This is a genomic window from Chelatococcus albus, assembly GCF_030067675.1.
GTDB classification, from domain to species: Bacteria; Pseudomonadota; Alphaproteobacteria; order Rhizobiales; family Beijerinckiaceae; genus Chelatococcus_A; species Chelatococcus_A albus.
This window is the reverse complement of record NZ_JASJEV010000023.1, coordinates 1-11,985: the sequence shown is the minus strand read 5'-3', so window position 1 is coordinate 11,985 and position 11,985 is coordinate 1. Positions and strand designations below refer to the sequence as shown.

Below are 11,985 nucleotides of genomic sequence, written 5' to 3'. Positions count from 1 at the left end.
CGCAGGTCATGGACGGTGAACGGCTCGAGCGGCAGCCCCACTTTCTTCGCCTGCTCCACGACGAGATAGGTGACACGGTTGAAAGTAGCCCGCGACATTGGCGCATCGGCATCGTAGCGCGATGATAGAACGTACCGCGAATTGCCGGCGCAAGTCTTGAGGGCGATGAAAATGTCGAGCGCCTGGCGCGAAAGATAGACGTTGTGCGCCTTGGAGCGCTTCGTCCGCTCCTTCGGGATCGTCCAGACGGCATTCTCGAAATCGATTTCGTCCCACACCGCGTCCTGCAGCTCGCTCTTCCGCACCATCGTCAGCAGGATCAGCTTCAGCCCGAGACGGATCGTCGGCAGCGTTGCGACATTCTCGAGCTGCTTGAGCATGATCCTGATTTCGGTCGGCGACAGCGAGCGGTCCCTCGGGGTGAAATGAGCGATCGCCGAGGGGCCGACCTCATCGGCCGGATTGGCCACCTTCTCGCCGTGGAGGATGGCGAAGCCGTAGATCTGCTTGACGATGTCGCGGACGTGGAGCGCCGTCGCCGGCGCGCCGCGGTCGACGATGGCGCCGCAATGTGCCCGCAGATCTTCCGGCGTGATCTCCGTGAGAAGCCGCTTGCGCCACGCCGGCAGAAGCTCACGCTCGAAGATCGCCCGGCGCATGGACCGCGTGCTGTCGGCCATCGGCGCCATGGTCAGCCATTTCTCGTCGAAGCTCTTCGCCTCGAGAAGGCGCCGCTTGGCGCGCTGCCTTTCAAAAACGGGCTAGCGCCCCTCCCGGATCATGCGCTTCGCGTCGATGCACAGTTCCCGCGCTCGCGCCAGCGAGATGCCGGCTTTGTCGTACCGCCCCAACACGACGGTCTCGCGCCGCCCGTTCAGACGGTAGTCCAGGCGGAACGACACCGTTCCCGTCGTGCTCACCAGCACACACATACCGTCACGGTCGGTGACCTTGTACGGTTTCTCCTTTGGTTTCAGGTTCTTAAGCGCTAGGTCCGTCAGCATCTCCGCACGCCTCTTGACACACAATACCGTCAGCCACTTTTGGGCCGCCGATCCGGCAAAAGGTGCGATATTTCAATTACTTATGTCGAAAAATGCCGTCAGCGGCCATCTGGACGGTGACGGTAGCGGCAGGAGTCGGACTTAGCAACGGTATCGTGCACCGTCAGGCGGTCCGTCGGCGCCGATCTTCGTGGGCCGATAGATGCCGAACGTCAATCGACGTTTTTCTATCCATATCAATATGTTATGTGGAAATTGCAGGATACTGCAGGATACCCACGGATGGACAAAAATCATTCCCACTCATCTATTTTAAGTCATGCTAGCGCGTTGAATTTCAGGCACAACTTTTTTTGATCGCGCACCGCGATCCGAACTGCGCACCGACAAAAATTTCTGGTCCTGATTTTCAACAGAAAATCGCGCGATTCCGATTCAACGAGGTTTCAGCGACTATCGACAACGACTGGTCGATTTTTTCGCTTCGTCAATCACGCAAGGCGTTGCACGCCAGCGTGAGAAATACCGTCATCGCTTTAGCACGATCAGCAATCATTCGCCATCGGCCCGCACGCCAAGTTTCTCGCTTAGTACCATCTCGACGGCGTGAAGGTGTGATCATCGTCGTCGCCGAACAAAGCGCAGCCGCGAACCGCTCCTCGACCGCCCTGTTGCCCCTCAGGCAGGAGCGAAACTTACACCCAAACCTCCCGCCACGCGGCGAACTCGGACGGCCTGATCTGGTAGCGCGCGAAATTCCCCTCATGCAGGCCGAGAAGCTCGCTCTCCGCTGTCTCGCGAAAGCGTTCGCGCTCCGCCGCATCGATGTGGTCGCTGGTCCATGTGGTGACGTGCTTTGCGGCCTGCTTCTTGTCCATCCGCCTGCGAACGACCGCGCCGACCACTTCACGCAGCGCCGCCCGATGCCGCAGCCTGAACGGATCGGGTTCGCCGAGCGATTGTCTGACGGCGGCATAGCGCGCGGCGGAACGTTCATAAGCCCAGATAAACACGTCGCGCAGCAACTCGGTCTTGTTGAGTTCATAGACACCGAGCACCGCGTCGGTATAGGTGCCGCGCGGCACGCCCTCGAAGGAGAGCGGCGAGAGATTGCTTTTGATCAGGGGGATGTTCGCGGCGAGGCGTGACACCCGTTTGTTCACGTCATCGAACGGCTGCAAATACGGGAGCTGCACCATGACGAAGAACGCCTGCTCGAACGGATCGGTAATGGCTGCGGCTGTCGCGAGGATCTGGTCGAAACACTCTTCGATGAGCTGCGGCACTTCGAGCGGATGGAAGGAGGACCGCTCGATGGCGACGCTGATGCGGCGGAGTCTGCCCGCCGCGTCGGGGTCCGCGAGTAGGTTGTTTGCGAGCAGCGCGTGGAGATTGGGGATGGTGTAGCGGTTGAAGCCAATCTCCTCTGCGGTGCCGACTAGGAATTCGATCGCATCCTTGTGGTTGAGGATCATCTGCGCCTCGAGGCGCTCCTTCCCTTCCGCCTCCTCGCCAAGATCGATGAGGCGCTTGGTGTCGAGCAGCGAGTAGGTGTTCCCCTCAAGGCGGCTCGAATTCCAGGACAGGTCGATCAGCAGCCTGTTCAGTATCTGCTTCGCGTAGGTGCCGGCGGGCTGCGCGGCGATCGCCGGCGTGCCGACCTCGCGCAGGTGCGCGCGCTCCGCCGCCGTCAGATAGAAGGTTTCATTGGGGCGGTACGCATCGAGGAACGCGCGGTTATAGCCGACCGGCTTGCGCGCCTCCGGGGGCTTGCGGACATATGCCTCAATCTCAGTGCCGGGCTTCGAGAGCGGCAGGACGGCTTCGCCTTCCGCCCGCGCCTCGGCGCGCCCGGCAGCCGCGCCGACCGCTGCCTCGACTTGCGGCAGCCGGTAGCGCGCCCAGCGGCCCTTGCCTTCCATGACCAGGCGGCGATGATCGGCGAGGTACTTGAGGCGATATTGCAGCGTGCGGCGCGGTGGTGGCTCTTGCAGCGAATCGGCAATCTGCTGCGCCGTCGCCCCGCCAGAGTGGCGGCGCACGGCTTCCTCGATCGCCTGCAATTCCTCGTCTAGGATGCGCCGTACCACGTCGCCTCTCTTTCTTGGGCATGCGTCTGTATGCGCAATTTAGCCTGGATATGCGCAATTTTCAATGATACGCGCAACCATCCGGCCCTACGCGCAAACATAATTGCGCATAAAGCCCTTTCCTGCGTGTAGAAGGGATAGGGTTGGCGCCGATCTTTAAATTGGCGACCTCACCGGTCCGCAACAGGCGGTTCCTCCCTGACCTTCCCTCTGCGCATGAACCGCACAGAATCTTGGCCCCGCTGAGCCGCGTGCGGCCCATGCGACCGTAGAAGGGTCCTTTGTACAAGCGCTTTATAGAGCACCGAGTACGAGAAGCCTCGGCCGACACGGCCGCGACGGTGACAGGACTGGATCCGATCCTATCTGACCTCGGTACTCACACGTGACCTGCGCGACATCCAAGCGGAAAGCGGTGGCCCCCGCGACCTCAGATTCTTCACTGCGCAAATGGACCGAGCCGATTGCTCGCGTATCACACACCTGCTGAAAGAATCCGGAGGCGCGCGGTCACAGCCCTTCTGACGGACACATGGATTGACTTAGGAAACCGGGGCGGCAGTTCGTCCGCCAGACGGTCCATGACATCGCCGGCCGCGGCACGGATTTCATCGATCAGGGCTTGAACCGTCGCCTTCGAAAGACCGGCCGCTCTCCCCGTCTCGAAGAAATGCCGGGTCTGAATTCCGTCAATTCTGTAGTGGTTCTTGGCGCCCACGGCCATCGCGAGCTTCATCTGCTTGCGCTCGATCTGGCGAGCGTCGAGGCTCGGCTGCGCCGAGAGGATGTCATAGAGTGGCGTCAGCCGGTAGGTGCCGCCCGGCCCCAGGAAGACACTGAAGTTCTTGGCATGCCCGTCGGTCGCGCCGATGAGCCAGAACAGGATCTGAGCCTTCAGCACGGTCCTTCGATCTCCTTCCGGCGTATCGCTGCCCTCGAGGAGATTGAGGATCTGCACGAGTCCGGGGCCCCCATCGCTCTGGTACTTCCTGCCGGGCGGAACCGACAGAGCCTGGCAGCAGTCCTCCTGCGGCACGCGCAACAAGCGTCCGTCGCGGGTCCAGCGCCGGTCGAAGCGCTCAATCACGAGCGCCGTGGTTTTGCCGAACGTCTTGATGACGGCCTCGTTGACCGGAAGCCCGAAAGCCTTGAGCAGCTTCAAGCAACAGAATTCGTTCTCGACGCTGTTCGACAAATCGATGCCGTTGGGCAGCTCACCGATCTGAGGCTTCAAGATGTGGGTCGTCGGTGTTGTGCCGACGGGCTTGCGCCAGCGCCGACCGTCCCAGAGCAGCGCGGTCTTCTCCTGCGCGCCGGCGATGGAGATGCGGAAGTCATCGTCGCGGCTCAAGCCAAGTGGTGCCTGCCCGAGGCTCCGCAGCAGCTTTTCGATGGCCGCCTCATCGACAGGATCGCCCTCGATCGCGCCAGCACGCTCGTCGGCTTCATCGGCAAGAAACTGGAGCGCGCCGACGCAATCCCGGCCGATGGCCGCGAGCAGGCTGTAGGCATCGGCCCCGGCCGCACCGACCCTTTCCGCGACACGCCGGCGCAGTGTCTCGGAGTCGGGCAGAAGATTCTCGAAGACCGCGCTGACTGGAGCACCACGATACGCATCTTCACGCAGCGGCAACGAAAGAGAGACCGGGATGGCGTTCTCCCAGCCGAGCCAGCTGTCGTCATAGCGGAAGCTGACCGCGCCGCCCGGCTCCTTGAGAAAATGGCCGACGAGACGGTTGTTGAGATAGACGCGCAGCGGCGCATGCTGGCGGCGCCGCGGCATCAGAACATGTCCTCGATCGCCGCCGCCTGCCCCTTCGATCGCGGCCCGATCCGGAACTCAAGATCGAGCGCCGCGAGCACGGCAAGAATGGTATCAACCCTGGTGGCCGCGTTGCCGGCCTCGATGAGCGAGATCGTCTCCTGGCGAAGGCCGGCCCTCTCGCCGAGCTGCGTCTGGCTCCACTTCCGGTGCTTGCGCGCCCGGCGGATCAGGTTGCCGATCTGCTTGGGATTGCGTGCCACGTCTGCCATGGGACACTTATGGTCCAATTCCGATAATCTGTCAATATCGGGATTGGCTAATATAGTCGGATTATGCGGCAATCTCGATGAATAGCATGCGACAGGCTTTCGGCTACCCGGCACGCCCGAGAGCGGACGCGAAGAACGTTCTCTTGACCAACGGTCTCGACTGGCACCAGCTATCCCGACCGGGGGCATGGGTGGTCCTTGTGTCTCGCTGGTTGACGCGGCGGTCCTGATTTCGGTCACAGACACGCCGAACGCATAACGGGCCGAGCGTACTGCGCCTATGGAGCGACAGCGAACTTACAACTGGGCCCGACCTTTTAAGGCTGAGCGCAGCGGCTCTGCATCACATGCGCTCGAATTGCCGGTTCGGATCCACCGCTCCGCGACCAGGCCGCGGGCCAATATGGGAAAGCGCGTTGCGGCCCAATCGGGCAGTCGAAAATGACCTGCCGCTCCTCCGCCATCCAAGCAGGCTTCGTCAGCCAGCACGGACGAGCTAAGGTTGGAGCTATATGGCAAGTGAATCACCCCAACCACGTCTGCGCTTCCGGCTTGTCTTGGGTCGGTCGATCGCCATCGGTCCCGGCAAAGCCGATCTTTTGGCGGCCATCGCCGAGACCGGCTCGATCTCGGCCGCGGGACGCTCGATGGGCATGAGCTACAAGAAGGCGTGGTACCTGATCGACACCATGAACCGATGCTTCCGCGAGCCGCTGGTCGTGGCCAGCAAGGGCGGCAGTGCACGCGGCGGCGCGCAGCTCACGACCATGGGCGAGAAGGTACTGGAGCTATACCGGTCGATCGAGAACCAAGCCGCCAAAGCGGCGGCGCGCGACCTGGACAGGTTTGCGGCTCTCGTCGTCGACGAACCTCCGGAAGGCTGAGTTTTCCAGGCTGCGGTCTTGGCAGGCTGCGATGTCCTCCGATATAGTCATATGGCTACATCGGGGAGGCTCGGTCAATGAAAGTCAACTCGCTACTGCCTTCGCTCGCGATCCGACGTGTTTTTCTTACGCTGGCTCTAGGGGCCGGGATCGCGCTGAGCGCGCTCCAGATGACGGGCGCAGAAGCCCAGCCGACGGACGTGCCGGTCATCGCCGCCGCTGCCGACCTGAAGTTCGCCGTGACCGAGATTGCCGCGGCCTTCAAAGCCGATACCGGCAAGGAGGTGAAGCTCTCGCTCGGCTCGACAGGCAATTTCGCGGCCCAGATCCGCCAGGGCGCGCCGTTCCAGATGTTCATGGCCGCGGACGAGAAGTTCATCGCCGATCTTCACAGGGACGGCTTCACCAGAGACGCGGGCGACCTCTATGCCGAAGGCCGGATCGTGCTGATGGTGCCGCACGGCTCGGTGCTGAAGGCCGACGAGGCGCTGAACAACCTGGCAGCCATGCTGGAGGCAGGCAGGATCACGCGTTTTGCCATCGCCAACCCAGAGCACGCGCCCTACGGACTTCGCGCCGAGGAGGCGCTCAAGCATCGCAGGCTATGGGAGAAGGTGAAACCGCATCTGGTGTTGGGCGAGAATGTGAGCCAGGCTGCGCAGTTTGCGCTCTCTGGCAATGCACAGGGCGGGATCATCGCCTATTCGCTGGCGCTTGCGCCTGAGGTGCGCTCTCAGGGCGAATTCGCGCTGGTCCCCCGTGACTGGCACGAGCCGCTGCTGCAGCGCATGGCGCTCCTGAAAAACGCCGGTCCCGTCGCCGAGCAATTCTATGCCTACATGAAGACACCGAAGGCGCGCCGGATCATGAAATCCTTCGGCTTCGTGCTGCCGGACGAGGGTTGATCGTTGGACTGGATCGCCCTGTTCCTGTCACTGCGGCTGGCCGGATGGACGGTGGCGATCCTGTTGCCGGTGTCCGTCCTGGCCGGGCGCTGGCTGGCCTACCGGCAGTTCCGGGGCAAGGGGCTGGTCGAGGCTGTTGTCATGCTGCCGCTGGTGCTGCCGCCGACGGTCTTCGGCTTCTACCTGCTCCTGGCCTTCGGGCGAAATTCGCCGATCGGCGCCTTCTGGCAGGTGACCTTCGGCCACCAACTGGTCTTCACATTCGAAGGGCTTCTCGTCGCCTCGGTGATTTTCAACCTGTCCTTCGCCATCCAGCCGGCACAGCGTGGCTTCGAGGCCATTCCCGTCGAAGTGCGCGAGGCAGCCTCCTGCTCTGGCATGTCCCCGATGCGAAGCCTCTGGCGGGTCGAGCTGCCGCTGGCTTGGCCAGGCGTGCTGACGGCCATGGTCCTGACCTTCGCCCATACGCTGGGCGAGTTCGGCATCATCCTGATGATGGGCGGCTCGATCCCCGGCGAGACGAAGACGATCGCGATCGCGATCTATGACCGTGTGCAGGGCTTCGACATGGCCGGCGCCGGCATCATGTCGGCAACGCTGGTGGCGATCTCGCTCTTCACCATCGCGGCGACCTACATGCTTTCGGCGCGCGTAGGACGGAGATTGTCCTGATGGCGCTGGAAGTGATGGCCCGGGCGCAAGCGCCCATCCCGCTTGAGGCATCGTTCCGCGCGGCGCCCGGCGAGCTACTCGCGCTGGTCGGCCACTCCGGTTCGGGCAAGACGACGTTGTTGCGCACGATCGCAGGGCTCTGGCGGCCGGAAGCGGCGCGGGTCGCAGTGGACGGCGAAGTGTGGCTTGACACCGCCGCCGGTGTGAACCTGCCGCCGCACCGGCGCCATGTCGGTGTCGTGTTCCAGAACTATGCGCTGTTCCCGCACATGACGGCGGCGCAGAACGTGATCGCGGCGATGGACCGGGGGGTGCGAAATGCGCGAGCCGAGGCCGAGCGCCTGCTGGCGCTGGTGAATCTGCCGGGCCTCGCGGACCGCAAGCCCGCTCAGCTCTCGGGTGGCCAGCAGCAGCGCGTCGCGGTGGCGCGCGCACTGGCCCGTCGCCCGCAGGCACTCCTGCTCGACGAACCCTTCTCTGCCGTGGACCGCGCCACGCGCGAGCGGCTCTACGATGAGATCGTCGCCCTGCGTGCGCACCTCAAGATGCCCGTGGTGCTCGTCACCCACGACGTGAACGAGGCCCAGTTGCTGGCCGACCGGATGGCAGTGATCGAGAAAGGGTGCGTGGTGCGCGAAGGCTCCACGGCCGAGGTGATGGCCGATCCCGACGCCTTGCGCGCCATGGGCATCCGCGAGATCGCAGCGATGCTGCCGGCGATTATTGTCGAGCACGGAGACGACGGGCTGACCCGGCTCGATGCCGCCGCGGGTCCGCTGATCCTGCCCGCCGTCGACGGGCTGCCTGGCACGCGGGTGCGTGTGCGGATCATGGCGCATGACGTCATCCTCGCGCGGTCGCGGCCCGAGGGCCTGTCGGCACAGAATATCCTCGCCGGGAAAGTCGCTGGCATCGTTCCCGGCACCGGGCCGGGCGTGATCGTCCATGTCCGGGTGGGCGATGAGGAGATCCTCGCCCGCATCACCCGCCGCGCCGCCGATCAGTTACGCCTCCAGCCGGGCGATGCGGTCCATGCCATCGTCAAGTCGATGTCGGTCGCCCGCGATCATGTCGCCTTCGCCCCTGTGCGCAGCAAGGCAGCGCAATGACGCACGATGTCCGCCCTGCGATGGCTTTCGGCTGGGGCGCGATCATCGGAACGCTCGGTGGCCTGATCGGCCTCGGCGGGGCGGAGTTCCGCCTGCCGGTGCTCATCGGTCTTTTCCGCTTCGCCGCCCTCGAGGCGATCATCCTTAACAAGGCGATGAGCCTCGTGGTCGTGGCGTCAGCCCTGCCGTTCCGAGCCGGCACGGTGTCCTTCGGCGCCATCGCCGATCACTGGTCCATCATCGTCAATCTTCTTGCCGGCAGCCTGCTCGGCGCCTGGCTCGGGGCGGGCTGGGCCACTCGGATGGAATCCCCCTCACTCTATCGCGTCATCGCGCTGCTGCTTGTCGGCATCGCGGCCGTGCTGCTGTTTGGACATGACACGCACGGGTCCGGCATCCCGCTGATGAGCGGGGTCGTGCAGGCCATCGCGGGAATTACCGCGGGATTGGTCATCGGCGTGGTCGCTTCCCTGCTCGGCGTCGCGGGCGGCGAACTGCTGATCCCGACGCTCATTCTCCTGTTCGGCGCCGACATCAAGCTCGCCGGCAGCCTGTCGCTGGCGGTCAGCCTGCCGACCATGATCGTAGGCTTCACCCGCTACAGCCGCGACGACAGCTTCGCGGTGCTCGGCCGCAATCGCCGCTTCGTTCTCGTCATGGCGGCGGGCTCGATCGCCGGATCGTTCGTCGGCGGCAAGCTACTCGGGATCGTACCGAGCACGATCCTGCTCCCCGCGCTTGCCGCGATCCTGCTGGTCTCGGCTGCCAGAATCTGGCGGCACAGCTGATATCAGGTGGCAAGGAAGACAAGCCTGCCATGCGCTCTTTCAGCTCATGCATGAGCCGACAACTGACAACTACCGAACAGGATCGCAATGGCGAGATCGCCCTCACCGCGCCGCTACTTTCCTTAGTCTGCACTACGACCCCGTGGGCGATGCATCGTGCCGAATGTCCAAACGGGTTGGCAGAAAGCTGACTTGTCACACGCCAAAATGTCGATTAGTCTCGACATATGGACTCAGAGCAAGCTATTTCTGCCTTTGCGGCGCTCGCCCAGCCAACGCGCCTCGATGTGTTCCGGCTGCTGATGGAGCACGAGCCTGACGGGCTGCCCGCGGGCGAGGTCGCGCGGCAGATGGACGTGCCGCACAACACGATGTCGACGCACCTGGCGATCCTGACCCGCGCCGGGCTGATCGAGGCCGAGCGCCAGAGCCGGTCGATCATCTACCGGGCAAAACTTGACGCCGTCCGCGCCCTCGCTGGATTCCTGGTCAAGGATTGCTGCGGCGGCCGGCCTGAGATCTGCGCGCCGCTGATCGCCGATCTCTCTCCCTGCTGCCCACCACAAAAGATCGCCGCCACGGAGGCCGCGCATGACTGACCGCGTCTACAATGTCCTATTTCTCTGCACCGGCAATTCGGCTCGCTTGACGTTGCCCCCAGGTTCTATCCAGCCCTGAGTTCGACCTGACGGTTGTGGGCTGCCTTTGAACGGGTGGTTGAGGCGGGATCTGTCGTGGAGCCCGCGACCTGGCGCAACGGCAGATCCCGCCGCTGCGCAAACGTGGCCGAAAAGGCGGCTGGCGTCTGCCACGCCAGTGCAGAATGTGGGCGAGAGCCGTTATAATCGGTTCGCCATCTGGCCAGTTGGGAGCGCGCCTGGCTCAGCGTGTAGAACAGCCTCTCATTCAGGAACTCGTCTCTCAGGCGCCCATTGAAGCTCTCGATGAACGCATTCTGCATGGGCTTGCCCGGCGCGATATAGTGCCAGCGCACCCTCGACCTGTCTGCCCACGTCAGAATGGCGTTCGACGTGAATTCGCTGCCATTGTCGCTGACAATCATGGCTGGCTTGCCTCGGGCGACAATCAGGGCATCCGGTTCACGCGCGACCCTCGCCCCCGAGAGGGGCGTATCCGCTACAAGCGCAAGGCACTCGCGGGTGCAGTCGTCCACGACTGTCAGCACGCGGAACCGCCTGCCATCCATCGACCGGTCGGACACGAAGTCCAGCGACCACCGCTCGTTTGGCGACAGCGGCGGCTGAATTGGCGCCCGTGTTCCGATGGCGCGCTTGCGGCCGCCCCGACGGCGCACCCCGAGCCGCTCTTCCCTGTATATCCGGAAGAGCCGCTTGTGGTTGACCGCAAAGCCTTCACGACGCAGCAGCACATGCAAACGCCGGTAGCCAAAGCGCCGGCGTTCATGGGCCAGTTCCTTCATCCGTGTGCGCAGGACGCCATCGTCCCGGCGCTGCGCCTGGTAACGCATGCTCATGCGGCTGAAGCCGGCGGCTTTACACGCCCGACGTTCGCTCATCCCGTGCTGCTGCATGAGATGGCGAACGGCTTGTCGCCTCGTGGCGGGCGGCACCACCTCTTTCCCAAGAGATCCTTGAGAGCTGCATTGTCGAGCATTGCGTCGGCCAGCATCCGCTTCAGGCGACTGTTCTCATCCTCGAGGGCCCGCAGCCGTTTGGCCTCGGACACCTCCATGCCGCCAAACCGCGCCTTCCACTTGTAGATGCTGCCGTCACTGACGCCGTGCTTCCGGCAGAGCTCCGCCACCGGAATGCCGGCCTCGTGTTCCTTCAGGATGGCGATGATCTGCTCATCTGAAAACCGTGTGCGCTTCATGTCTGGTCCTCTCAGCAGGGCCAGATCCAACTTCAAACCGGAACAGGCGCAGGGGCAACGTCACAACCAAACTGACCGGTGCCGCGGCTGGCGTAGAATCGGCGGCTGCCTCCGTTCGCAAATCTATAACGAAGTGGCGCTGCCTGCGAGACTCGAACTCCGACCTCAGCCTTCGGAGCGCGAAGAGTGACTACACCATGATTTCTATCTGCACGCCACAGTATCCCACTATCCAACTTCCGAACTTTTACCTTGTCCTTTCGAAGCCTATTGCGCTCATTTCCCCCGTACAACAGCCAAGGAGATGCCGAATGACCCGCGAGAACGGCACATCAATCAAGCGGACCATCCGCCGGCACCAGTTGCGTGAAATGGTGCCCCTTGCCGACAGCACGATCTATGAGATGGAGCAGCGCGGCGAGTTCCCGCGTCGTTTCGCTCTCTCACCTCGATGCGTGGTGTGGGATCTGGCCGAAGTCGAGGCCTGGCTGGCCGCGCGGCGAGCGTCACCGGTGCGACGCGCACAGCATCCCGATGTCCGCAAGCGTCGTGCCCGCCCGGTCAGAGGGCGGGATCAGGCGCGAGAAGCGGCATCGAAGGCGGGATGAGAACCGGCACGTATTTCTCGCCCGCCACCCACGCATC

The 11,985-nt window shown here is 63.5% G+C and carries 11 protein-coding genes and 1 pseudogene; 7 read left to right on the top strand and 5 right to left on the bottom strand.

What is annotated here, in order from left to right:
• From QNA08_RS18730 to QNA08_RS18715, 4 genes and pseudogenes are all read right to left on the bottom strand, one after another.
• Window positions 1–1,004 (bottom strand): annotated as a pseudogene (locus QNA08_RS18730) (tyrosine-type recombinase/integrase); the annotation flags it as partial.
• Between the two features lie 695 nt (window positions 1,005–1,699).
• A complete protein-coding gene (locus QNA08_RS18725; protein ID WP_283742251.1) occupies window positions 1,700–3,094 on the bottom strand; it encodes a Fic family protein in 1,395 nt (464 codons plus the stop codon).
• Window positions 3,095–3,569: 475 nt separating this feature from the next.
• Window positions 3,570–4,877 (bottom strand): type II toxin-antitoxin system HipA family toxin, encoded by a 1,308-nt coding sequence (locus QNA08_RS18720; protein WP_283742250.1) that lies wholly within the window; start codon window positions 4,875–4,877, stop codon window positions 3,570–3,572.
• Window positions 4,877–5,128, bottom strand: coding sequence for a helix-turn-helix domain-containing protein (locus QNA08_RS18715; RefSeq protein ID WP_283742249.1), 252 nt, complete (start codon window positions 5,126–5,128; stop codon window positions 4,877–4,879). Before QNA08_RS18715 ends, QNA08_RS18720 begins: the two co-directional genes overlap by 1 nt.
• A 512-nt stretch (window positions 5,129–5,640) precedes the next feature.
• Here QNA08_RS18715 and QNA08_RS18710 point away from each other — a divergent pair.
• From QNA08_RS18710 to QNA08_RS18685, 6 genes are all read left to right on the top strand, one after another.
• A complete protein-coding gene (locus tag QNA08_RS18710) occupies window positions 5,641–6,012 on the top strand; it encodes a winged helix-turn-helix domain-containing protein (RefSeq protein WP_283742248.1) in 372 nt (123 codons plus the stop codon).
• A 77-nt stretch (window positions 6,013–6,089) separates the two neighbouring features.
• Complete coding sequence (gene modA / locus QNA08_RS18705) at window positions 6,090–6,917, top strand: molybdate ABC transporter substrate-binding protein (protein ID WP_283742247.1); 828 nt, start codon at window positions 6,090–6,092, stop codon at window positions 6,915–6,917.
• 3 nt (window positions 6,918–6,920) lie between these two features.
• A complete protein-coding gene (modB, locus tag QNA08_RS18700; protein WP_283742246.1) occupies window positions 6,921–7,589 on the top strand; it encodes a molybdate ABC transporter permease subunit in 669 nt (222 codons plus the stop codon).
• Window positions 7,589–8,698 carry a molybdenum ABC transporter ATP-binding protein gene (gene modC / locus QNA08_RS18695; protein ID WP_283742245.1) on the top strand — a complete coding sequence of 370 codons (1,110 nt, stop codon included), beginning with the start codon at window positions 7,589–7,591 and terminating at the stop codon, window positions 8,696–8,698. The genes modB and modC overlap by 1 nt, the downstream gene beginning before the upstream one ends.
• Window positions 8,695–9,486: a sulfite exporter TauE/SafE family protein gene (locus QNA08_RS18690; protein ID WP_283742244.1), complete on the top strand. Its 792-nt coding sequence runs from the start codon at window positions 8,695–8,697 to the stop codon at window positions 9,484–9,486. Before modC ends, QNA08_RS18690 begins: the two co-directional genes overlap by 4 nt.
• A gap of 227 nt (window positions 9,487–9,713) precedes the next feature.
• Window positions 9,714–10,085 carry an ArsR/SmtB family transcription factor gene (locus QNA08_RS18685; RefSeq protein WP_283742243.1) on the top strand — a complete coding sequence of 124 codons (372 nt, stop codon included), beginning with the start codon at window positions 9,714–9,716 and terminating at the stop codon, window positions 10,083–10,085.
• A 65-nt stretch (window positions 10,086–10,150) separates the two neighbouring features.
• Here QNA08_RS18685 and QNA08_RS18680 read toward each other — a convergent pair.
• Window positions 10,151–11,340, bottom strand: a protein-coding gene (locus QNA08_RS18680) for an IS3 family transposase (protein ID WP_283742242.1) whose coding sequence is annotated in 2 segments (ribosomal slippage) — window positions 10,151–11,094 and window positions 11,094–11,340 — 1,191 coding nt in all. Because the reading frame shifts where the segments join, the coding sequence is not laid out codon by codon here.
• A gap of 311 nt (window positions 11,341–11,651) precedes the next feature.
• On the opposite strand from QNA08_RS18680, the gene QNA08_RS18675 reads away from it, so the two are divergent.
• Entirely contained in the window at window positions 11,652–11,948 is a 297-nt protein-coding gene (locus tag QNA08_RS18675; protein WP_283742241.1) for a helix-turn-helix transcriptional regulator, read from the top strand.
• Window positions 11,949–11,985: the final 37 nt, after the last annotated feature.

Bases quoted from the DNA above. Each gene is read 5' to 3' on its own strand.
- QNA08_RS18720 (WP_283742250.1), bottom strand. From the start codon at position 4,877: ATGCCGCGGCGCCGCCAGCATGCGCCGCTGCGCGTCTATCTCAACAAC.
- QNA08_RS18715 (WP_283742249.1), bottom strand. From the start codon at position 5,128: ATGGCAGACGTGGCACGCAATCCCAAGCAGATCGGCAACCTGATCCGC.
- QNA08_RS18710 (WP_283742248.1), top strand. From the start codon at position 5,641: ATGGCAAGTGAATCACCCCAACCACGTCTGCGCTTCCGGCTTGTCTTG.
- modA (WP_283742247.1), top strand. From the start codon at position 6,090: ATGAAAGTCAACTCGCTACTGCCTTCGCTCGCGATCCGACGTGTTTTT.
- modC (WP_283742245.1), top strand. From the start codon at position 7,589: ATGGCGCTGGAAGTGATGGCCCGGGCGCAAGCGCCCATCCCGCTTGAG.
- QNA08_RS18690 (WP_283742244.1), top strand. From the start codon at position 8,695: ATGACGCACGATGTCCGCCCTGCGATGGCTTTCGGCTGGGGCGCGATC.
- QNA08_RS18685 (WP_283742243.1), top strand. From the start codon at position 9,714: ATGGACTCAGAGCAAGCTATTTCTGCCTTTGCGGCGCTCGCCCAGCCA.
- QNA08_RS18675 (WP_283742241.1), top strand. From the start codon at position 11,652: ATGACCCGCGAGAACGGCACATCAATCAAGCGGACCATCCGCCGGCAC.